Raw genomic sequence first — 23,086 nt, 5'->3', positions numbered from 1 at the left:
TCTGGTTTGGTTTCGCGCGGATTTACGCATTCACGACAACTTCGCTCTCGCGGCCGCCTGCCGCGCTAAAGACGCGAATGTGCTGGCCCTGTTTATCGCCACGCCTGAACAGTGGCGGCAGCATGACATGGCGCCCCGGCAAGCGGCATTACTCAGCGCGTATCTGAATGACCTGCAACATTCACTGGCCGAAAAAGGCATTCTGCTGATCTATAAAGAGGCCCATGATTTTGCCGCACAGCTTGAGATGGTGCAGGCAATCTGTAAGCAGCACGCGGTAACGCGTCTTTTTTACAACTACCAGTATGAATTTAACGAGCAGCAGCGGGATCGTCAGCTGGAGAAAAACCTTACGGGCGTGGTCTGTGAAGGCTTTGATGACAGCGTGATGCTCGCACCGGGCAGCGTGATGACCGGCAGTCACGAAATGTATAAAGTTTTCACGCCGTTTAAAAATGCTTTTATCAAACGTCTGAAAGAGGGGCTGCCAGAATGCGTTCCCGCCCCGGCCATAAGAGGGGAAACGATAACGGATCTGCAGGACATCAGGCTGAATTATCCCCAGCAGTCGTTTGATGAAACGGTATTCCCCGCCAGCGAGAAAGCGGCTATCGCCCGGTTGCGTCAGTTCTGCGCGCAGGGGGCGGCGGATTACGAGGCGCGGCGGGATTTTCCAGCGATTGAAGGCACCAGCCGCCTGTCGGCCTGTTTAGCGCTGGGCGCGCTCTCCCCGCGCCAGTGTTTACATCGGCTACTGGCGGAACAGCCTCAGGCGGTAGACGGGGGGGCGGGCGCAGTGTGGCTGAACGAACTGATCTGGCGTGAGTTTTATCGCCATCTGATGACGTATCATCCTGATTTATGTAAACATCGCCCCTTCATTCGTTGGACCGATAAGGTACAGTGGCAGTCGAATGAGAAGCTGCTGAAGGCATGGCAGCGTGGGCTCACCGGCTTCCCGATTGTTGATGCGGCTATGCGGCAGCTCAATGAAACCGGGTGGATGCATAACCGTCTGCGTATGATTACCGCCAGCTTCCTGGTGAAGGATCTGCTTATCGACTGGCGAACCGGAGAGCGTTATTTTATCTCTCAGCTGATCGATGGCGATCTGGCGGCAAATAACGGCGGCTGGCAGTGGGCGGCCTCCACCGGCACGGATGCGGCTCCCTATTTTCGGATCTTTAATCCGACCACGCAGGGACAACGATTTGACGTCGACGGCGAGTTTATCCGTCGCTGGCTGCCTGAACTTAAGGATGTCCCCGCCAAAGCCATTCATGAACCCTGGGCATGGGCGGATAAACAGCGTGTTACCCTGAACTATCCCCGTCCCATTGTCGACCATAAACAGGCGCGCGTCGCCACGCTGGCGGCGTACGAAACCGCCCGAAAAGTTTGAGAGAAAGATGATGAAAAACAGTGAACTGGAACGCCTGATTAACGAAAAACTCAACACCGCCTCGTTTAGCGACTACGGTCCGAATGGCTTACAGGTGGAGGGTCGCGAGACGGTGCAAAAAATCATCACCGGCGTAACGGCAAGCCAGGCGCTGCTGGATGAGGCGGTGCGTCAGGAAGCCGACGCGGTGATTGTCCATCACGGTTATTTCTGGAAAAACGAATCACCGATTATTCGCGGCATGAAGCGCAACCGTCTCAAAACGCTGCTGGCGAATGACATCAACCTGTACGGCTATCACCTGCCGCTCGATGCGCATCCTGAACTGGGGAATAACGTTCAGCTTGCGCAGCTGCTGGGGATAACCGTGATGGGCGAAATTGAACCCCTGGTGCCGTGGGGTGAACTGTCGATGCCGGTTCCGGGTCTGGAGCTGGCATCGTGGATCGAAGCACGCCTGGGGCGTCGTCCGCTGTGGTGCGGCGACACCGGGCCGGATACCGTGAAGCGCGTGGCATGGTGCACCGGCGGCGGCCAGGGCTTTATTGATAGCGCGGCGCGTTTCGGTGTCGACGCCTTCATTACCGGCGAGGTTTCCGAGCAGACCATTCACTCTGCCCGTGAACAAGGCCTGCATTTTTACGCGGCAGGCCATCACGCCACCGAGCGTGGCGGCATCCGCGCCCTCAGCGAGTGGCTGACGGAAAATACCGATCTGGATGTGACGTTTATTGATATCCCTAATCCGGCCTGATGAGAGGTAGTTAAGTGCAGCGAGCGCGTTGTTATCTTCTGGGTGAAACCGCAGTGGTTCTGGAACTTGAGCCTCCGGTGACGCTTGCCACGCAAAAGCGTATCTGGCGTCTGGCTCAACGACTGCCCGAGCTACCTGGCGTGGTTGAAGCTATTCCGGGTATGAATAATATCACCGTGGTGCTGCGTGATCCGCACACGGGGGCGCTGGATGCCATTGAGCGTCTGCAACGCTGGTGGGAGGAGAGCGAGGCGCTGGAGCCGGAATCGCGGACGATTGAGATCCCGGTTGTCTATGGCGGCAAGGGAGGCCCCGACCTTGGCGTCGTGGCCGAGCACTGTGGATTAACGGAGAAGCAGGTTGTGGAGCTGCATAGCTCAGTCGACTATGTTGTCTGGTTTTTGGGATTTCAGCCGGGTTTCCCCTATCTGGGCGGGTTATCGCCCCAGTTGCATACGCCGCGCCGGGCTGAGCCGCGCCTGAGCGTACCGGCGGGCAGCGTGGCGATTGGTGGCGAACAGACGGGAATTTATCCGCTCGCCTCGCCGGGAGGCTGGCAGCTTATCGGGCACACATCCACGCCGTTATTTGAACCTGGCCAGGACGCACCCATACTCCTGCGTCCGGGGGATACCCTGCGCTTTATCCCGCAAAAGGAGGGGATATGTTAACGCTTATTCGCGCAGGGCTTTACACCTCGGTACAGGATGCCGGGCGCTTTGGCCTGCGTCAGTCGGGCGTGAGCTACTGCGGTGCGCTTGATCGTCCCTCGCTGGAGATTGCCAACCTGCTGGTAGGCAACGCCGGCAGCACGGCGGCGTTAGAAATTACGCTGGGTCAGTGCGTGATTGAGTTTGGTCAGGAAACCTGGTTTGCCTTAACCGGCGCGGGCTGTGACGCGACGCTGGACGGCAAAGCGGTGTGGACCGGCTGGCGCCTGCGGGCGAAAGCCGGACAGCGTCTGACGCTCAAGCGTCCTCTGCACGGCGTGCGCAGCTATCTTGCGGTGGCGGGAGGTATCGACGTGCCGGAGGTGCTGGGCTCATCCAGCACCGACCAGAAAGCGGGAATGGGCGGACATGAAGGACGGCTGCTGCGCGACGGCGATCGCCTGGCGATTAAGCCATCAGCGCGCCATTTCACCACCACGCAGGGCGTGAAGCAGCTGTTGTGGGGGAACCTGATCCGCGCCCTGCCGGGGCCGGAATATCATGAGTTCGATGAGGCCTCAAAAGAGTCTTTCTGGCGCTCGCCATGGAAGATCAGCCCGCAGAGTAACCGCATGGGTTACCGGCTTCAGGGCCAGCCGCTGACCCGCACGACTGACCGGGAGCTGCTTTCCCATGGTCTGTTGCCGGGGGTGATTCAGGTGCCGGGCAACGGACAGCCCATCGTACTGATGAACGATGCGCAAACCACGGGAGGATATCCGCGTATTGCCTGCATTATTGAAGCGGATCGCTACCATCTGGCGCAAATTCCTCTCGGTCAGCCAATTCATTTTGTGCAGTGTTCGCTGGAGGAGGCGCTGAAAGCCCGTCAGGATCAGCAGCGTTATCTCGAACAGCTGGCGTGGAGGCTCGATGGTAAAGATTGATTTAAACGCCGATCTGGGGGAGGGCAGCAGCGCCGATGCGGCGCTGATGACGCTGGTCTCCTCGGTGAATATCGCCTGTGGGTTTCATGCCGGCGATGCGCAGACCATGCTGGCGAGCGTGCGCAATGCCGTGAAAAACGGCGTGGCGATAGGCGCTCACCCCAGCTTTCCGGACCGGGAAAACTTTGGTCGCACGGCGATGGATCTGCCGCCTGAGACGGTTTACGCGCAAATGCTCTACCAGATCGGCGCCCTGGAGGCGATAGTGCGCGCTGAGAAGGGCGAGATGCGCCACGTCAAGCCGCACGGCATGCTCTATAACCAGGCGGCGAAAGATCCGGCGCTGGCAGACGCCATTGCCCGCGCGGTACGGGACTGCAATCCGCGTCTGGTGCTGGTGGGCCTGGCGGGCAGCGAGCTTATCCGTGCCGGCGAACGGCTGGGGCTGATTACGCGGCAGGAAGTGTTTGCCGATCGGGGATACCTGCCGGACGGCAGCCTGGTTCCGCGTACGCAGGCCGGTGCGCTGATCACCGACGAAGGTAAAGCGCTGGCGCAGACGCTGGAGATGGTGCGCTTCGGGCGAGTAACCTCGACGGAGGGTACAACGGCAAACGTTCAGGCTGATACGGTGTGCTTACACGGTGACGGCGAGCATGCGCTCCAGTTTGCACGACGCCTGCGGGCGGCGTTCTCGGAAGAGGGCATTGTTGTCAGCGCAGAATAATCATGAAAGGACAATAACATGCCAGAAGGTCCGGAGATCCGCCGCGCGGCGGATAGCCTGGAGGCGGCGATAAAGGGCAAAACTCTGACACACGTCTGGTTTGCCTTTCCTCAACTAAAACCGTTTGAAACAGAGCTGGTGGGACAGACGGTGACCCACATTGAAACGCGCGGCAAAGCGTTGCTCACCCACTTTTCCCATAACCTTACGTTATATAGCCACAATCAGCTTTACGGCGTCTGGCGGGTGGTAAAGGCGGACGAGCAGCCGCAAACGACCCGCGTGCTGCGAGTGCGGCTACAAACGGCGGATAAGGCGATCCTGCTCTACAGCGCTTCTGATATCGAAATGTTAACGCCGGAGCAGTTGCTCACGCACCCGTTCTTACAGCGGGTTGGGCCGGACGTGCTGGATATGCGCCTGACGGCAAGCGATGTGAAAGCCCGGCTGTTATCGCCCACATTCCGCAACCGGCAGTTTTCCGGGCTGTTGCTCGATCAGGCATTTCTGGCGGGGCTGGGAAACTACCTGCGGGTGGAGATCCTCTGGGAAGTGGGGCTGGCGCCGCAGCGCAAAGCGTCGCAGCTAAGCGATGAACAGCTGGAGGCGCTGTCGTACGCGTTACTGGATATTCCACGGCTGTCGTACAACACGCGCGGCGTGGTGGATGAGAACAAGCATCACGGGGCGCTGTTCCGCTTCAAGGTGTTTCATCGGGCAGGTAAAAAGTGTGAGCGGTGCGGCGGGGTGATTGAGAAGGCGACGATCTCTTCCAGGCCGTTTTACTGGTGTCCTGGGTGCCAGATGTAAAAAAGCCGGGTGGTGGCTACGCCTTACCCGGCCTACATCTCGCACTTGTAGGCCCGGCAAGCGAAGCGCCGCCGGGCGTGTTTTTTAGCGCTTAATGTCAGACTTAAAATCACGTTGCTCGTAGCCGGTATACAGCTGACGAGGACGCGCGATTTTCATGCCTTCGCTGTGCATTTCGTTCCAGTGCGCAATCCAGCCCACGGTACGCGCCATGGCGAAGATTACGGTGAACATGGAAGACGGAATGCCCATCGCTTTCAGAATAATGCCAGAGTAGAAATCGACGTTCGGGTAGAGTTTCTTCTCGATGAAGTACGGGTCGTTCAGCGCGATGTGTTCCAGCTCCATCGCCACTTCCAGCAGATCATCTTTGGTGCCCAGCTCTTTCAGCACTTCGTGGCAGGTCTCACGCATAACGGTCGCGCGAGGGTCGTAGTTTTTGTAAACACGGTGACCGAAGCCCATCAGACGGAAGGAGTCATTCTTGTCTTTCGCGCGGCGCACGAACTCAGGAATGTGCTCAACGGAGCTGATCTCTTCCAGCATCTTCAGTGCTGCTTCGTTCGCGCCGCCGTGCGCCGGTCCCCACAGGGAGGCGATACCCGCAGCGATACAGGCGAACGGGTTCGCGCCGGAAGAGCCTGCGGTACGGACGGTAGAGGTCGAGGCGTTCTGTTCGTGGTCAGCGTGCAGGATCAGAATACGGTCCATCGCGCGTTCCAGCACCGGGTTCACTTCGTACTCTTCACACGGCGTGGAGAACATCATGCGCAGGAAGTTACCTGCGTAGGAGAGGTCGTTGCGTGGATACACAAACGGCTGACCGATAGAGTATTTGTAACACATCGCCGCCATAGTAGGCATTTTGGACAGCAGACGGAACGCCGCGATATCACGGTGACGTGGGTTATTCACGTCCAGAGAATCGTGGTAGAACGCCGCCAGCGCACCGGTAATACCGCACATGACCGCCATCGGATGAGAGTCACGACGGAACGCATGGAACAGACGGGTAATCTGCTCATGGATCATGGTGTGACGGGTCACGGTGGTTTTAAATTCATCGTACTGGGCCTGCGTCGGTTTTTCGCCGTTCAGCAGGATGTAGCACACTTCCAGATAGTTGGATTCGGTGGCTAACTGATCGATGGGGAAGCCGCGATGGAGCAGGATACCTTCGTCACCGTCAATGTAGGTGATTTTGGATTCGCAAGATGCGGTGGAGGTGAATCCAGGGTCAAAGGTGAATACCCCTTTGGAACCCAGCGTACGGATATCAATAACATCCTGACCGAGCGTGCCTTTTAGCACATCCAGTTCAATAGCATCATCACCATTTAGGGTGAGTTTTGCCTTTGTATCAGCCATTTACGGTCTCCTTAGCGCCTTATGCTTAAGACTGCGCTTTACCGGATTTGCTTTCAGCTGTTAATCATCGTTACCAGATTGTTATTTGGCTTACCGCTCATCTCACGAGGAGAAACCAGGGTACAGAGCTATGGCGCCTTGCAGGTAAACGAATGAAATATCAGTGAAACAACAGCAAATCAGCGTTTTTGCAGTCCGAATTATTCAAACCTGTATATCACTAATAACTGTCCTGATAACTTCGGTCAATACCATCACACTGTTACATAACTATTTGTCAGGTGAAAGAGAGACCTCATAACTTTTGCGCATTATATGCCTTTTCTGATGACGTTTGTAACAATATTGTTTAACATTTGTCAAATAAGATGATTAAAAATTAAAAAGATGTTGTTATCGTGACCCCGATCACTGTTCCAGAGAAAACCCAACAAACTGTATGTAGGTTAATTGTAATGATTTTGTGAACGGCCTATACTGCCGCCAGGTCTCCGGAACACCCTGCAATCCCGAGCCACCCAGCGTTGTAACGTGTCGTTTTAGCATTTGGAAGCAATGTTTTGCATGACGCGCAGTTATAGAAAAGGAACGCTGTCTGACCCGCATCGCAGTCCGGAGGAAGGAAACAATAAGAACAGCATGTGGGCGTTATTCATGATAAGAAATGTGAAAAAACAAAGACCTGTCAATCTGGATCTCAAAACGATCCGATTCCCTGTAACAGCAATAGCGTCCATTCTGCACCGTGTTTCTGGTGTGATTACGTTTGTGGCGGTTGGTATCTTGCTGTGGTTACTGGGAACCAGCCTCTCATCTCCTGAAGGATTCCTCCAGGCCTCAGCCATCATGAACAGCTTCTTCGTGAAATTTATCATGTGGGGCATTCTGACCGCGCTGGCCTATCACGTGGTTGGCGGCGTTCGCCATATGCTGATGGACTTTGGCTACCTGGAAGAGACGTTCGAGGCCGGTAAACGTACCGCTAACATTTCATTTGTGATCACTGTCGTGCTTTCACTTCTCGCAGGAGTTCTCGTATGGTAAGCAACGCCTCCGCATTAGGACGCAACGGCGTACATGACTTCATCCTGGTCCGCGCTACCGCCATCGTCCTCACGCTCTACATCATCTATATGATCGGTTTCTTCGCCACTAGCGGCACACTGACGTGGGAAATCTGGAGTGGTTTCTTCGGATCGGCCTTCACCAAAGTGTTCACCCTGCTGGCCCTGTTCTCCATCCTTATTCATGCCTGGATTGGCATGTGGCAGGTGTTGACCGATTACGTTAAACCGCTGGCGATTCGCCTTCCGCTGCAACTGATTATTGTTGTTGCTCTGCTGGTTTACGTCATTTATGGATTTGTTGTGGTGTGGGGTGTGTAATGAAACTGCCAGTCAGAGAATTTGATGCTGTTGTGATTGGTGCGGGTGGCGCAGGTATGCGCGCCGCACTGCAAATTTCCCAGAGCGGCCAGACCTGTGCGCTGCTCTCTAAAGTATTCCCGACCCGTTCCCACACTGTGTCTGCGCAGGGCGGTATCACCGTTGCGCTGGGTAATTCCCATGAAGATAACTGGGAATGGCACATGTACGATACGGTAAAAGGTTCCGACTACATCGGCGACCAGGATGCCATCGAATATATGTGTAAAACCGGCCCGGAAGCGATTCTGGAGCTGGACCACATGGGTCTGCCGTTCTCCCGTCTGGAAAATGGCACCATCTATCAGCGTCCGTTTGGCGGCCAGTCGAAAAACTTCGGCGGCGAACAGGCGGCACGTACCGCAGCAGCGGCTGACCGTACCGGTCACGCTTTGCTGCATACCCTTTATCAGCAAAACCTGAAAAACCACACCACCATCTTCTCCGAGTGGTATGCGTTGGATCTGGTGAAAAACGCCGATGGCGCGGTGGTGGGTTGTACCGCACTGTGCATTGAAACCGGTGAAGTGGTCTATTTCAAAGCGCGCGCAACCGTGCTGGCCACCGGCGGCGCAGGCCGTATCTATCAGTCCACTACCAACGCCCACATCAACACCGGTGACGGCGTTGGGATGGCTATCCGCGCTGGCGTGCCGGTGCAGGACATGGAGATGTGGCAGTTCCACCCAACCGGTATCGCCGGTGCGGGCGTGCTGGTGACAGAAGGCTGCCGTGGTGAAGGTGGCTATCTGCTGAACAAACATGGCGAGCGCTTTATGGAGCGTTATGCCCCGAATGCGAAAGACCTGGCGGGTCGTGACGTGGTGGCGCGTTCCATCATGATCGAAATCCGTGAAGGCCGCGGCTGCGACGGCCCTTGGGGCCCGCACGCGAAGCTGAAACTCGACCATCTGGGTAAAGAAGTGCTGGAATCCCGTCTGCCGGGCATTCTGGAACTGTCCCGCACCTTCGCCCACGTCGACCCGGTGAAAGAGCCGATTCCGGTTATCCCAACCTGTCACTACATGATGGGCGGTATTCCGACCAAAGTGACCGGTCAGGCCCTGACCGTGAACGAGCAGGGTGAAGACGTGGTCATCCCTGGTCTGTTCGCGGTAGGCGAAATTGCCTGCGTATCCGTGCACGGCGCAAACCGTCTGGGCGGCAACTCCCTGCTGGACCTGGTGGTATTTGGCCGTGCGGTGGGGCTGCATCTCCAGGAATCTATTGCCGAGCAGGGCGCGTTGCGTGATGCGACCGACGACGAAATTGATGCCTCTCTTGAGCGCCTCAACCGCTGGAACGGCAACCGTAACGGCGAAGATCCGGTGGAAATCCGTAAAGCGCTGCAAGAGTGTATGCAGCACAACTTCTCGGTATTCCGTGAAGGTGACGCGATGGCCAAAGGGCTTGAGCAACTGAAAACGATCCGCGAGCGTCTGAAGAATGCCCGTCTGGACGATACCTCGAGCGAGTTCAACACCCAGCGCGTTGAGTGCCTGGAGCTGGATAACCTGATGGAAACCGCGTTCGCCACTGCGATGTCGGCAAACTTCCGTACCGAAAGCCGTGGCGCCCATAGCCGCTTCGACTTCCCGGATCGTGATGACGAAAACTGGCTGTGCCATTCCCTGTATCTGCCAGAGTCGGAAACCATGACGCGTCGTAGCGTTAACATGGAACCGAAACTGCGTCCGGCGTTCCCGCCGAAGATTCGTACTTACTAATGCGGAGACAGGATAATGAAACTCGAATTCTCAGTTTATCGTTATAACCCGGATGTAGACGATGCTCCGCGTATGCAGGATTACACCCTCGAAGCGGAAGAAGGTCGTGACATGATGCTGCTGGATGCTTTAATCCAGCTGAAAGAAAAAGATCCTACGCTGTCGTTCCGCCGCTCCTGCCGTGAAGGGGTATGTGGCTCTGACGGTGTAAACATGAACGGCAAAAACGGTCTGGCCTGTATCACGCCAATTTCAGCGCTACAGCGTGCAGGCCAGAAAATTGTCATCCGTCCTCTGCCTGGCCTGCCGGTCGTGCGTGATTTGGTGGTGGACATGGGGCAATTCTATGCACAATATGAGAAGATTAAGCCTTACTTATTGAATAATGGGCAAAATCCACCCGCTCGCGAGCACTTACAGTCGCCTGAGCAGCGTGAAAAACTCGATGGGTTGTACGAGTGTATTCTCTGTGCATGCTGTTCAACGTCATGCCCGTCATTCTGGTGGAACCCGGATAAATTTATCGGCCCTGCGGGTCTGCTGGCTGCCTATCGCTTCCTGATCGACAGCCGCGATACCGAAACCGAGAATCGTCTGGAAGGGTTAAGTGACGCTTTCAGCGTATTCCGCTGCCATAGCATCATGAACTGCGTCAGTGTGTGTCCTAAGGGGCTGAACCCGACGCGCGCCATCGGCCATATTAAGTCGATGTTGTTGCAGCGCAGTGCGTAAGTAACAACGCCGGATGGCGCTGCGCTTATCCGGCCTACGTAACAGTAGGCCCGGTAAGCGTAGCGCCACCGGGCAAATTGCAGAAACCTTTAAAAACTGCCCTGAAGTTTAGACAGTTTCTAAAGGTTCCTTCGCGGGCCAAATGAAAAGAGCTCGCAGGTGAACCCCGGCACGTACACGTGGTGTGCGTGGTAGTTTCTACGGCGAAAGTAAGCATAAAAATGCTTAAGGGATCACGATGCAGAACGGCGCAATGAAAGCCTGGCTGGACTCTTCTTACCTCTCTGGTTCAAACCAGAGCTGGATAGAACAGCTCTATGAAGACTTCTTAACCGATCCTGACTCAGTGGACGCAAACTGGCGTTCCATGTTCCAGCAGTTGCCTGGTACAGGGGTCAAACCGGATCAATTCCATTCAAAAACACGTGATTATTTCCGTCGTCTGGCGAAGGATGCCTCACGTTACTCTTCTGCGATTTCCGACCCTGACACCAATGCGAAGCAGGTAAAAGTCCTGCAGCTTATCAACGCTTATCGCTTCCGTGGTCACCAGCATGCGAATCTCGATCCGCTGGGACTGTGGCAGCAGGAACGTGTAGCGGATCTCGATCCGGCTTATCACGATCTGACCGAGGCCGATTTCCAGGAAAGCTTTAACGTAGGTTCCTTTGCCATCGGCAAAGACACGATGAAACTGGGCGATCTGATTGATGCGCTCAAGCAAACCTACTGCGGCTCCATCGGCGCGGAATATATGCACATTACCTCCACCGAAGAGAAACGCTGGATCCAGCAGCGTATCGAATCCGTGGCGGGTCACGCGAATTTCTCAGCAGACGAGAAAAAACGTTTCCTGAGCGAACTGACGGCAGCCGAAGGCCTTGAGCGCTATCTGGGCGCGAAATTCCCGGGCGCAAAACGCTTCTCACTGGAGGGCGGCGATGCGTTAGTCCCGATGCTGAAAGAGCTGATTCGTCATGCCGGTAAGAGCGGCACGCGCGAAGTGGTGCTGGGCATGGCGCACCGTGGCCGTCTGAACGTGCTGGTTAACGTGCTGGGTAAAAAACCGCAGGATCTGTTCGACGAATTTGCGGGTAAACATAAAGAGCACCTCGGCACCGGTGACGTGAAGTACCACATGGGCTTCTCGTCGGATATCGAAACCGAGGGCGGTCAGGTTCACCTGGCGCTGGCGTTTAACCCGTCGCACCTGGAAATCGTCAGCCCGGTGGTTATCGGTTCCGTGCGTGCGCGTCTGGATCGTCTGGACGAGCCGAGCAGCAATAAAGTGCTGCCAATCACCATTCACGGTGATGCGGCAGTCACAGGGCAGGGCGTGGTTCAGGAAACCCTGAACATGTCGAAAGCGCGTGGTTATGAAGTGGGCGGTACCGTTCGCATCGTAATCAACAACCAGGTGGGCTTCACCACCTCTAACCCGCTGGATGCGCGTTCTACCCCGTACTGCACCGACATCGGTAAAATGGTTCAGGCGCCAATCTTCCACGTAAACGCGGATGACCCGGAAGCCGTTGCTTTCGTTACCCGTCTGGCGCTGGACTTCCGTAACACCTTTAAGCGCGACGTGTTCATTGACCTCTTCTGCTACCGCCGTCACGGCCACAACGAAGCGGATGAGCCAAGTGCAACCCAGCCGCTGATGTACCAGAAAATCAAAAAACACCCGACGCCGCGTAAAATCTATGCTGACAAGCTGGAAAGCGAAAAAGTGGCGACGCTGGAAGATGCGACCGAAATGGTCAATCTTTATCGCGACGCGCTGGACGCGGGTGAATGCGTGGTCAAAGAGCTGCGCCCAATGAACATGCACTCCTTTACCTGGTCGCCGTACCTCAACCACGAGTGGGACGAGAGCTACCCGAACAAGGTTGAGATGAAGCGTTTGCAGGAGCTGGCTAAACGCATCAGCACCGTGCCGGAAGCGATCGAAATGCAATCCCGCGTGGCCAAGATCTATGGCGACCGCCAGGCCATGGCGGCGGGTGAGAAGCTGTTCGACTGGGGCGGCGCGGAAACGCTGGCCTATGCGACGCTGGTTGACGAAGGTATTCCGGTTCGTCTGTCCGGTGAAGATGCGGGTCGTGGCACTTTCTTCCACCGTCATGCGGTTGTACACAACCAGTCTAACGGTTCAACCTATACTCCGCTTCAGCACGTGCATAACGGTCAGGGCCAGTTCAAGGTCTGGGACTCCGTGCTGTCAGAAGAAGCGGTTCTGGCCTTCGAATACGGCTACGCCACCGCAGAACCCCGCACCCTGACTATCTGGGAAGCGCAGTTCGGTGACTTCGCCAACGGTGCGCAGGTCGTCATCGACCAGTTCATCTCCTCCGGTGAGCAGAAGTGGGGCCGTATGTGTGGTCTGGTGATGTTGCTGCCGCACGGCTATGAAGGACAAGGGCCGGAGCACTCCTCCGCGCGTCTGGAGCGTTATCTGCAACTCTGCGCCGAGCAGAACATGCAGGTCTGCGTGCCGTCCACCCCGGCTCAGGTGTACCACATGTTGCGTCGTCAGGCGCTGCGCGGTATGCGCCGTCCGCTGGTGGTCATGTCGCCAAAATCCCTGCTGCGTCATCCGCTGGCGGTTTCGAGCCTGGATGAACTGGCTAATGGCACCTTCCTGCCAGCCATCGGTGAAATTGACGAGCTGGATCCGCAGGCCGTTAAGCGTGTCGTAATGTGTTCTGGTAAGGTTTATTACGACCTGCTGGAACAGCGCCGTAAGAACGATCAGAAAGATGTCGCCATCGTGCGTATCGAGCAGCTTTATCCGTTCCCGCATCAGGCGATGCAGGAAGTACTGAAACAGTACGCTCACGTTCATGATTTTGTCTGGTGCCAGGAAGAGCCGCTCAACCAGGGCGCATGGTATTGCAGCCAGCATCATTTCCGTGAAGTGATTCCATTTGGGTCTGCCCTGCGTTATGCAGGTCGCCCGGCCTCCGCCTCTCCGGCGGTAGGGTATATGTCCGTTCACCAGAAGCAGCAACAAGATCTGGTCAATGACGCGCTGAACGTCGATTAATTAAAGGATACATAATGAGTAGCGTAGATATTCTTGTTCCCGACCTGCCTGAGTCCGTAGCAGATGCAACCGTCGCCACCTGGCACAAAAAACCAGGCGACGCGGTAACCCGTGACGAAGTGCTGGTAGAAATCGAAACTGACAAAGTGGTACTGGAAGTACCGGCTTCAGCGGATGGCATTCTGGATGCAGTCCTGGAAGACGAAGGTACGACCGTGACTTCTCGCCAGATCCTGGGTCGCCTGCGTGAAGGCAACAGCGCGGGCAAAGAGTCCAGCGCGAAATCTGAAGAGAAAGCGTCTACCCCAGCCCAGCGCCAGCAGGCGTCTCTGGAAGAGCAAACCAATGACGCGCTCAGCCCGGCGATCCGTCGCCTGCTGGCTGAGCACAGCCTCGATCCGGCAGCCATCAAAGGCACCGGCGTGGGTGGCCGTCTGACTCGCGAAGATATCGACAAGCATCTGGCAAAAGCGCCTTCAGAGGCGAAAGCGGAAGCGAAAGCCCCTGCGGCAGCACCAGCGGCACAGCCAGCTCTGGGCGCACGTAGCGAAAAACGCGTGCCGATGACCCGCCTGCGCAAGCGCGTGGCCGAGCGTCTGCTGGAAGCGAAAAACTCCACCGCGATGCTGACCACCTTCAACGAAGTCAACATGAAGCCAATCATGGACCTGCGCAAGCAGTACGGTGACGCGTTTGAAAAACGTCACGGTATCCGTCTGGGCTTCATGTCCTTCTACGTGAAAGCGGTAGTTGAAGCGCTGAAACGCTACCCGGAAGTGAACGCGTCTATCGATGGCGATGACGTGGTTTACCACAACTACTTCGACGTCAGCATGGCGGTTTCTACCCCACGCGGCCTGGTCACCCCGGTTCTGCGTGATGTGGACACCCTGGGTATGGCTGACATTGAGAAGAAAATCAAAGAGCTGGCCGTGAAAGGCCGCGACGGCAAGCTGACCGTTGAAGACCTGACTGGCGGTAACTTCACCATTACCAACGGTGGCGTGTTCGGCTCGCTGATGTCTACCCCGATCATCAACCCGCCGCAGAGCGCGATCCTGGGTATGCACGCCATTAAAGATCGTCCAATGGCGGTAGACGGTAAAGTTGAGATCCTGCCGATGATGTACCTGGCGCTCTCATACGATCACCGCCTGATCGACGGCCGCGAGTCCGTAGGCTTCCTGGTTGCCATTAAAGAGCTGCTGGAAGATCCAACGCGTCTGCTGCTGGACGTTTAGTAACTATTTAGCATCACCTGCCCTGTAGGCCGGATAAGCGTAGCGCCGGTCTACAGGTTTGAAGATAACGATTACCCTGAAGGATGGATAGAACACATGAACTTACATGAATATCAGGCCAAACAGCTGTTTGCCAGGTCAGGCTTACCGGCTCCGGTGGGTTATGCCTGTACTACCCCGCGTGAAGCAGAAGAAGCCGCATCTAAAATCGGTTCCGGCCCGTGGGTAGTTAAATGTCAGGTTCACGCTGGTGGCCGTGGTAAAGCGGGCGGTGTGAAGGTTGTTAAGAGCAAAGAAGAGATCCGTGCGTTTGCTGAACATTGGCTCGGCAAGCGTCTGGTAACCTACCAGACAGATGCGAATGGCCAGCCGGTCAACCAGATCCTGGTTGAAGCGGCAACCGACATCGCGAAAGAATTGTACCTCGGCGCAGTCGTAGACCGTAGCTCCCGTCGCGTGGTGTTCATGGCATCTACCGAAGGCGGCGTGGAAATCGAAAAAGTGGCGGAAGAGACCCCGCACCTGATCCACAAAGTGGCAATCGATCCGCTGGCGGGCCCAATGCCTTACCAGGGACGTGAGCTGGCGTTCAAACTGGGTCTGGAAGGCAAGCTGGTTCAGCAGTTCACCAAGATCTTCATGGGGCTGGCGACCATCTTCCTGGAGCGCGATCTGGCGCTGATCGAGATCAACCCGCTGGTGATCACCACCCAGGGCGACCTGATCTGCCTCGACGGCAAGCTGGGCGCTGACGGCAACGCGCTGTTCCGCCAGGCGGATCTGCGCGAAATGCGCGACCAGTCTCAGGAAGATCCGCGTGAAGCGCAGGCTGCCCAGTGGGAGCTGAACTACGTGGCGCTGGATGGCAACATCGGCTGCATGGTTAACGGTGCGGGCCTGGCAATGGGCACCATGGACATCGTTAAGCTGCACGGCGGTGAGCCAGCGAACTTCCTCGACGTGGGCGGTGGCGCAACCAAAGAGCGCGTAACCGAAGCGTTCAAAATCATTCTCTCTGACAGCAATGTAAAAGCGGTTCTGGTGAACATCTTCGGCGGTATCGTACGTTGCGACCTGATCGCCGACGGTATCATCGGCGCGGTAGGAGAAGTGGGCGTTAACGTTCCGGTTGTTGTACGTCTGGAAGGGAATAACGCTGAACTCGGCGCGAAAAAACTGGCTGACAGCGGCCTGAATATTATTGCAGCGAAAAGTCTGACGGATGCAGCTCAGCAGGTTGTTGCCGCAGTGGAGGGGAAATAATGTCCGTTTTAATTAATAAAGATACCAAGGTTATCTGCCAGGGCTTCACCGGTAGCCAGGGGACTTTCCACTCCGAACAGGCGATTGCCTACGGTACGCAGATGGTTGGCGGCGTAACGCCAGGTAAAGGCGGCACCACGCACCTGGGCCTGCCGGTGTTCAACACCGTGCGTGAAGCAGTAGAAGCGACGGGCGCAACCGCGACCGTGATCTACGTTCCAGCGCCGTTCTGCAAAGACTCTATTCTGGAAGCGATCGACGCAGGCATTAAGCTGATCATCACCATCACCGAAGGCATCCCGACGCTGGATATGCTGACCGTGAAGGTGAAGCTGGACGAAGCAGGCGTGCGCATGATCGGCCCGAACTGCCCAGGCGTTATCACCCCAGGCGAATGCAAAATCGGCATCATGCCGGGCCACATTCACAAACCGGGCAAAGTGGGCATCGTGTCCCGTTCCGGTACCCTGACCTATGAAGCAGTTAAGCAGACCACCGATTACGGCTTCGGCCAGTCCACCTGCGTGGGCATCGGCGGTGACCCGATCCCAGGCTCTAACTTTATCGACATCCTGAAGCTGTTCCAGGAAGATCCACAGACCGAAGCGATCGTGATGATCGGTGAGATCGGTGGTAGCGCGGAAGAAGAAGCGGCTGCTTACATCAAAGATCATGTGACCAAGCCGGTGGTGGGTTACATCGCGGGTGTGACCGCGCCGAAAGGCAAACGTATGGGTCACGCGGGTGCGATTATCGCTGGCGGTAAAGGTACGGCTGATGAGAAATTCGCAGCACTGGAAGCCGCAGGCGTGAAAACCGTTCGCAGCCTGGCGGATATCGGTGAAGCACTGAAATCCATCATTAAGTAAGTCCTCTCTGCTCCCCGAATGGGGCGCGTTGAAGTATAAAAAAATGTCCGTTTCGACATGGTTGGCCGCTGTAAAGCGGCCTTTTTTTATTGCCTGCGTTTAGCCACCAGAGTGAATTTATAGTCGTCGGTGTTAAACACGTTGCGACTGTATTCAAATACCTGGCCGTCTTTAAGGAAGCCGCGGGAAACTTTTTCAAGAATTGGTTTTGCCGGATCGAGCGCCAGGGCGGCAATCGCCTCGTCCGATGGCATGACTGGCACCAGCTCCTGCTCGCTGCGATCGATAACCAGCTTTTTGACCTGCTCAATGTAATGGTATTTCGACTGTTCCATTACTTCCCAGGTGAGGTCGGGGAACATCGCCAGCGGCATCCATGTCTCTTCCAGATTCACCGGCTTTTCCCTGATGAAGCGTACGCGCTTGACGTGCCAGACCTTATCATCCGGATTGAGCGCCAGTTTTGCCGCGAGCCGCTCATCGGCTTTCACCACTTCGAAGACGCTGACGTCGCTGTGCGTATCAACGTTGCGATCCGCCAGTTTTTCGTAAAAGCCGGTAAGCTGATAAATATCGTAATTCACCCGCTCCTCTTTTACATACGAGCCGCTGCCCTGAATGCTTTCGATGATCTGCTCGTCGGCGAGCAGCTTCAAAGCCTGCCGCACGGTGACACGGCTAACGTTAAATGCCTCCTGAAGGCTGGATTCCGTCGGCAGCGCGTCTCCGGGTTTTAATTCCCCGGCGTTAATCTTCTCGCGGAACGCATCGGCGATCTGCCGGTACATCGGTTTATTGCCCATTGTGTTACGCCTTTTTAATACCTTTTTAGGGGAATTATGCCTTCAGTGACTGATTTGTAAATAATACAAATTAAATACAAATATCGCTGTTAGTGAAAATGATCACATAAATGTATTATCCAGTCTGCCACAATCCTCCCCAGACAATAACTTTGGATAGGTGAGGATCTTATGAACCTGACGACTCTGACCGACCCCCGTGCTGTCTGCGTGCAGGCGCAGTTTACCAGCCGTGATGAGGCAATCCGTCAGCTTGCGACGCGGCTGGTAGCGTTGGGCAAAATAGCCGACGCCGATACGTTTCTGGCAGAGGTTTTCCATCGCGAATCGCTTGGCCCGACGGCGCTGGGCGAGGGGCTGGCCGTACCCCATGGTAAATCAGCGGCAGTAAAGGAAGCGGCTTTTGCCGTGGCAACACTGCGCGAGCCGCTGGCCTGGGAAGGCGTGGACGGACCGGAGGAGGTCGAGCTGATTTTTTTGCTCGCCATTCCTCCCGCACAAGCGGGATCAACGCATATTCAGGTGCTGACGGAACTGACGTCCCGCCTGGCGGATGACGATCTCAGGGCGCACGTGATGACGGCGACCAGCGCGGAAGCGGTGCTTGCTGCGCTGGAAACGGCGCCTGAGGCGCAAGAAACCGCCGTCGCAGAGAATGCCCCGACGATCGTCTGCGTTACCGCCTGTCCGGCCGGGATCGCCCATACCTACATGGCAGCGGAATATCTCGAAAAAGCGGGACGTAAGCTCGGCGTCAATGTAGTGGTCGAAAAGCAGGGGGCAAACGGTATTGAGGGGCGCATCACCGCGCAGCATTTGCAGGAGGCAAAAGCGTGTATCTTCGCGGCGGAAGTGGCGATCAAAGAGCGTGAGCGTTTTCAGGGGATCCCCGCCATTTCCGTGCCCGTCGCGGAACCCTTGCGCCATGCGGAAGCGCTCATTGAGCGTGCGCTGACGCTACAGCCTGTATCCGATGCGCGTCCTGCGCACGTCGACACGGACGCGAAAAAGTCCGTTAAAACCGAACTCAAGCAAGCGCTGCTCAGCGGTATCTCCTTTGCGGTGCCGCTGATTGTCGCTGGCGGCACGGTGCTGGCCGTGTCGGTACTCCTGGCGCAAATCCTTGGCTTGCAGCACCTGTTCGATCAGGAAAACTCGTGGCTGTGGATGTACCGTAAACTGGGCGGTGGGATGCTCGGCATTCTGATGGTCCCTGTTCTGGCGGCCTATACCGCTTACTCGCTGGCGGATAAACCTGCGCTTACGCCGGGATTTGCGGCGGGCCTTGCCGCCAATATGATCGGCTCCGGCTTTCTGGGGGCCATCGTCGGCGGGCTGATTGCGGGCTACCTGATGCGCTGGGTGAAAAACCACATCCGGCTGAGTAGCCGCTACAACGGCTTTCTGACCTTTTATCTCTATCCGGTGATTGGCGTACTGGGCGCAGGCAGCCTGATGCTGTTTGTGATCGGCGAACCGGTGGCCTGGATCAATAACGCCCTGACCGCCTGGCTTAATGGTCTCTCCGGTGCGAACGCGTTGCTGCTGGGGGCGATCCTGGGCTTTATGTGCTCGTTCGATCTGGGCGGTCCGGTCAACAAAGCCTCTTACGCGTTCTGTCTGGGCGCGATGGCCAACGGCGTATACGGGCCTTATGCGATCTTCGCCTCCGTCAAAATGGTTTCGGCCTTTACCGTGACGGCATCAACGATGCTGGCTCCGAATCTGTTTAAACAGTTCGAAATTGAGACCGGCAAATCCACCTGGCTGCTGGGGCTGGCGGGCATCACCGAAGGGGCAATTCCGATGGCTATCGAGGATCCGTTGCGAGTCATCGGCTCATTTGTTCTGGGGTCAATGGCGACCGGAGCGATTGTCGGAGCGATGGGGATTGGGCTATCCACCCCGGGCGCGGGCATTTTCTCTCTCTTCTTACTGCATGATGCCGGGCTGGGCGGCGTGCTGGCAGCTGCCGGCTGGTTTGGCGCCGCGCTGGTGGGCGCCGCAATCTCTACGCTCATTTTACTGCTCTGGCGACGCCAGGCCGTGAAGAGCGGTACCTACGTGACTGAAGACATACCATCCTAAACACGCACTGACAGGAAACGAAGATGAAAGCTGTATCTCGCGTTCATATCACGCCACATATGCACTGGGACCGGGAGTGGTATTTCACCACCGAAGCGTCACGTATTCTTCTGGTCAATAATATGGAAGAGATCCTCACCCGTCTTGAGCAGGACGCAGAGTATAAATACTACGTTCTCGACGGCCAGACGGCGGTGCTGGAAGATTATTTTGCCGTGAAACCGGAAAACAGGCCACGCGTGAAGGCGCTGGTGGCGGCCGGGAAGCTGATTATCGGGCCGTGGTATACCCAGACGGACACCACCCTTGTCTCCGGCGAGTCGATTGTCCGAAATCTGATGTACGGCATTCGCGACTGTCTGGCCTTTGGCGAGCCGATGAAAATTGGCTATCTGCCGGACTCCTTCGGCATGTCTTCCCAACTGCCACACATTTACAACGGTTTTGGCATCACGCGCACCATGTTCTGGCGCGGGTGTTCCGAGCGGCATGGTACCGATAAAACCGAATTTCTCTGGCAAAGTCAGGACGGCAGTGAAGTGACGGCACAGGTGCTACCGCTGGGCTACGCGATTGGTAAGTACTTACCGGAGGATGAGGCCGGGCTGCGCAAACGGCTCGACACGTACTTCGAGGTGCTGGAAAAAGCCTCCGTGACGAAAGAAATTTTACTGCCTAACGGCCATGATCAGATGCCGCTCCAGCAGAACATCTTTGCGGTGATGGATAAGCTGCGCGAAATCTATCCGCAGCGTCAGTTTGTGATGAGCCGCTTCGAGGAGGTGTTTGACCACATTGACGCGCACCGCGATGAACTGGCGACGCTGAAAGGGGAGTTTATTGACGGTAAATATATGCGGGTGCACCGGACGATAGGCTCCACGCGGATGGACATTAAAATCGCCCACGCCCGGATAGAGAATAAAATCGTCAACGTCCTTGAGCCGCTGGCCACGCTTGCCTGGACGTTGGGCTTTGAATATCACCACGGCTTGCTGGAAAAAATGTGGAAAGAGATCCTCAAGAATCACGCCCACGACAGTATCGGCTGCTGCTGTAGTGACAAAGTGCATCGCGAGGTCATGTCCCGCTTCGAGCTGGCGGAAGACATGGCCGATAACCTGACATGCTTCTATATGCGCAAGATTGTCGACAACATGCCGCAGTGCGAGGAAGACAAACTGGTGATGTTTAACCTCACGCCCTGGCCGCGTGAGGAAGTGATTAACACTACGATACGTCTGCGCGCCAGCCAGTTCCGCCTGCTGGACGAAAAGGGAAATGAAATCCCTTATTATCTCCGCAGCGCGCGTGAAATCGACCCCGGCTTAATAGACCGGCAGATTGTGCATTACGGCAACTACGATCCCTTTATGGAGTTTGATATCCAGCTCAACCAGATCCTGCCATCAATGGGTTACCGCACGCTCTATATCGAGCCGCACGTGGCTGGCAAGCTGCTGGCGCCAGAAACAACGTCGGAGGCATTACTGGAAAATGCTTTCTGGGAAATAACGTTAAACGACGACGGCACCCTGCGTCTGCTCGATAAAGCGTCCGGGCTTATCTATGACCGCGCGCTGGAAATAGAAGAGAGCTCGGATGATGGCGATGAGTACGACTACTCGCCTTCACGGGAAGAGTGGAGACTCACTTCCGCGCAGGGCGAGCATGAGGTTAAGGTGATCCACGAGGCCTGGCAGAGCAGGGCGGTGATCCGCCACCGCATGGCGGTGCCGGCGGATCTCGCTGAACGTTCTGCGCGTCAGCAGACGGGAACGCTTGAGGCAGAGCTCACGGTCACGCTCAGCCATAACAGCCGACGTATCGACGTCGAGGCACGTCTCGGAAATCACGCGGATGACCACCGTGTTCGGGTGTTGATCCCGACGCCCTTCACCGCAGACACGGTGTTAGCTGATACCCAGTTCGGTTCGCTGACGCGACCTGTAAAGGATGAAGCGATGGCGAACTGGCAGGAGGAGGGCTGGAAGGAAGCGCCGCTGCCGGTGTGGAATCTGCTTAACTACGCGGTGCTCCAGGAACGGCGTAACGGGATGGCGCTGTTTACCGAAGGGTTACGCGAATTTGAAGTGACTGGCGAGCGTCAAAAAACGTTTGCCCTGACGTTGCTTCGCGGCGTGGGGGTGCTTGGGAAGGAAGATTTACTGCTGCGCCCCGGCAGACCGTCCGGGATCAAAATGCCGGTGCCTGATTCGCAGATGCGGGGCCAGTTAACCTGTCGCTTTAGCCTGTTCAGTTTTAATGGTACGCCCGTCAGTGCTGGTGTTGCGCAGCAGGCGAAGTCGTGGTTAACGCCAGTGCACTGTTATAACAAAATTCCGTGGGATGCGATGAAGCTTAACCGTGCCTCTTTCACCACACCCTGTAGCTATAGCCTGCTAACGCTGGCGCCTAACGGATGTGTACTCAGTGCGCTGAAAAAAGCGGAGGATCGTGACGAGATGATTCTTCGTCTGTACAACCCTTCGGAGACCCGCTCCTGTGACGTGGCTTTGTCTGTGAACCGTGAGGTCCAGGCCTGTTGCGAAACGGACATGAATGAGGTGTGCAAAGCGCAAGGGGAGGAGGGCTCAGCCATTACGGGGCCTTTCAGGCCAGGCCAGTCACGGACCTTCAGCATAAAAATTGAAAGGTAATCTCAAGAACAATATCAAGGCCGCATCCCCTGCGGCCTTTATTTCATCAAATAGTCACTAAAGGGTGTTAATTTTAAGATTAGCGAAGGTGAATGAAATGTAATCTTTTAGGCGGGTAGTAAAACGAAAGAAAAATACTGTGAAGCGGATAACATTATATGTTTCTCTCCCTGCAAAAAGGTCTTTTTTCACACGCGTTAATAAAAATCACAAATGTTTATATTATCTTCTGGCTTTTATAACCATTAATGCCTTTAAATATACATGTTATTAACAAGGTTTTTACTATCCATGTCACAAAGAAACATCATTAACAGTACCGGCTGTTTTTGATTTAAATCAATGTTTAATCCTTGGAAAAAGGCTCCAAAAGGCGTTAAATTGTTCCCGATCAAAATGGCCGAAAAGTGGTAATTTTGCTATAAATTGATCGCTGTCGAAAAACGTAAATCTGTTCGAATAAAAACCTGTTTATTGTAAGGGTTTTGCAGCGTATTATATTTACGGGATCAATTTGGTTTTTTCTTAACGTATTTGTAACCTTTCATCATTGCTTTTTCCTCCTGTAGAGAATA

18 protein-coding genes are annotated in these 23,086 nt (G+C 55.8%); 16 read left to right on the top strand and 2 right to left on the bottom strand.

Going from position 1 to position 23,086, the window contains the following annotated elements:
• Window position 1 precedes the first annotated feature (1 nt).
• The 6 genes from phrB to nei are packed head-to-tail and all read left to right on the top strand — an operon-like array spanning window position 2 to window position 5,290.
• Window positions 2-1,402, top strand: coding sequence for a deoxyribodipyrimidine photo-lyase (gene phrB, locus ACOTX2_RS08995; protein WP_421625908.1), 1,401 nt, complete (start codon window positions 2-4; stop codon window positions 1,400-1,402).
• Between the two features lie 10 nt (window positions 1,403-1,412).
• A complete protein-coding gene (locus ACOTX2_RS08990; RefSeq protein WP_003858635.1) occupies window positions 1,413-2,156 on the top strand; it encodes a type 2 GTP cyclohydrolase I in 744 nt (247 codons plus the stop codon).
• A 14-nt stretch (window positions 2,157-2,170) separates the two neighbouring features.
• Window positions 2,171-2,827 (top strand): 5-oxoprolinase subunit PxpB, encoded by a 657-nt coding sequence (pxpB, locus tag ACOTX2_RS08985; protein WP_022647457.1) that lies wholly within the window; start codon window positions 2,171-2,173, stop codon window positions 2,825-2,827.
• Window positions 2,821-3,753: a 5-oxoprolinase subunit PxpC gene (gene pxpC / locus ACOTX2_RS08980; RefSeq protein ID WP_022647458.1), complete on the top strand. Its 933-nt coding sequence runs from the start codon at window positions 2,821-2,823 to the stop codon at window positions 3,751-3,753. The genes pxpB and pxpC overlap by 7 nt, the downstream gene beginning before the upstream one ends.
• Window positions 3,740-4,480, top strand: coding sequence for a 5-oxoprolinase subunit PxpA (pxpA, locus tag ACOTX2_RS08975; protein ID WP_063148004.1), 741 nt, complete (start codon window positions 3,740-3,742; stop codon window positions 4,478-4,480). The genes pxpC and pxpA overlap by 14 nt, the downstream gene beginning before the upstream one ends.
• Window positions 4,481-4,498: 18 nt before the next feature.
• Entirely contained in the window at window positions 4,499-5,290 is a 792-nt protein-coding gene (gene nei / locus ACOTX2_RS08970; RefSeq protein ID WP_063146880.1) for an endonuclease VIII, read from the top strand.
• Window positions 5,291-5,374: 84 nt separating this feature from the next.
• Here the strand turns inward: nei and ACOTX2_RS08965 are convergent, their stop codons facing one another.
• The gene (locus tag ACOTX2_RS08965; RefSeq protein ID WP_006809584.1) at window positions 5,375-6,658 is read right to left on the bottom strand and encodes a citrate synthase; all 1,284 of its coding nucleotides are present in this window, start codon (window positions 6,656-6,658) and stop codon (window positions 5,375-5,377) included.
• Window positions 6,659-7,297: 639 nt separating this feature from the next.
• On the opposite strand from ACOTX2_RS08965, the gene sdhC reads away from it, so the two are divergent.
• The 8 genes from sdhC (at window position 7,298) to sucD (ending at window position 16,960) form a co-directional block, all read left to right on the top strand.
• Window positions 7,298-7,702: a succinate dehydrogenase cytochrome b556 subunit gene (gene sdhC / locus ACOTX2_RS08960; RefSeq protein ID WP_026080740.1), complete on the top strand. Its 405-nt coding sequence runs from the start codon at window positions 7,298-7,300 to the stop codon at window positions 7,700-7,702.
• Window positions 7,696-8,043 carry a succinate dehydrogenase membrane anchor subunit gene (sdhD, locus tag ACOTX2_RS08955; RefSeq protein WP_003858621.1) on the top strand — a complete coding sequence of 116 codons (348 nt, stop codon included), beginning with the start codon at window positions 7,696-7,698 and terminating at the stop codon, window positions 8,041-8,043. The genes sdhC and sdhD overlap by 7 nt, the downstream gene beginning before the upstream one ends.
• Window positions 8,043-9,809 (top strand): succinate dehydrogenase flavoprotein subunit, encoded by a 1,767-nt coding sequence (sdhA, locus tag ACOTX2_RS08950; protein ID WP_023299611.1) that lies wholly within the window; start codon window positions 8,043-8,045, stop codon window positions 9,807-9,809. Before sdhD ends, sdhA begins: the two co-directional genes overlap by 1 nt.
• A gap of 15 nt (window positions 9,810-9,824) precedes the next feature.
• Window positions 9,825-10,541, top strand: a complete 717-nt coding sequence (locus tag ACOTX2_RS08945; RefSeq protein WP_022647461.1) for a succinate dehydrogenase iron-sulfur subunit — start codon at window positions 9,825-9,827, stop codon at window positions 10,539-10,541.
• 238 nt (window positions 10,542-10,779) lie between these two features.
• Window positions 10,780-13,587 (top strand): 2-oxoglutarate dehydrogenase E1 component, encoded by a 2,808-nt coding sequence (gene sucA, locus ACOTX2_RS08940; RefSeq protein WP_022647462.1) that lies wholly within the window; start codon window positions 10,780-10,782, stop codon window positions 13,585-13,587.
• 14 nt (window positions 13,588-13,601) lie between these two features.
• The gene (odhB, locus tag ACOTX2_RS08935) at window positions 13,602-14,828 is read left to right on the top strand and encodes a 2-oxoglutarate dehydrogenase complex dihydrolipoyllysine-residue succinyltransferase (RefSeq protein ID WP_023299612.1); all 1,227 of its coding nucleotides are present in this window, start codon (window positions 13,602-13,604) and stop codon (window positions 14,826-14,828) included.
• A 96-nt stretch (window positions 14,829-14,924) separates the two neighbouring features.
• Window positions 14,925-16,091, top strand: coding sequence for an ADP-forming succinate--CoA ligase subunit beta (gene sucC, locus ACOTX2_RS08930; RefSeq protein ID WP_022647464.1), 1,167 nt, complete (start codon window positions 14,925-14,927; stop codon window positions 16,089-16,091).
• Window positions 16,091-16,960: a succinate--CoA ligase subunit alpha gene (sucD, locus tag ACOTX2_RS08925; RefSeq protein ID WP_006809578.1), complete on the top strand. Its 870-nt coding sequence runs from the start codon at window positions 16,091-16,093 to the stop codon at window positions 16,958-16,960. Before sucC ends, sucD begins: the two co-directional genes overlap by 1 nt.
• 86 nt (window positions 16,961-17,046) lie before the next feature.
• Here the strand turns inward: sucD and ACOTX2_RS08920 are convergent, their stop codons facing one another.
• A complete protein-coding gene (locus tag ACOTX2_RS08920; protein WP_063148003.1) occupies window positions 17,047-17,763 on the bottom strand; it encodes a GntR family transcriptional regulator in 717 nt (238 codons plus the stop codon).
• A 171-nt stretch (window positions 17,764-17,934) separates the two neighbouring features.
• On the opposite strand from ACOTX2_RS08920, the gene mngA reads away from it, so the two are divergent.
• Entirely contained in the window at window positions 17,935-19,851 is a 1,917-nt protein-coding gene (mngA, locus tag ACOTX2_RS08915; RefSeq protein WP_063148002.1) for a PTS 2-O-a-mannosyl-D-glycerate transporter subunit IIABC, read from the top strand.
• A 23-nt stretch (window positions 19,852-19,874) separates the two neighbouring features.
• Window positions 19,875-22,511 carry a mannosylglycerate hydrolase gene (mngB, locus tag ACOTX2_RS08910; RefSeq protein ID WP_063148001.1) on the top strand — a complete coding sequence of 879 codons (2,637 nt, stop codon included), beginning with the start codon at window positions 19,875-19,877 and terminating at the stop codon, window positions 22,509-22,511.
• The last annotated feature ends 575 nt before the right edge of the window (window positions 22,512-23,086 follow it).

The organism is Enterobacter cloacae complex sp. IR5412, assembly GCF_049237385.1.
GTDB lineage: Bacteria > Pseudomonadota > Gammaproteobacteria > Enterobacterales > Enterobacteriaceae > Enterobacter > Enterobacter intestinihominis.
The sequence above is the reverse complement of the archived record's forward strand: the minus strand, read 5'-3'. Positions and strand labels throughout refer to the sequence as shown.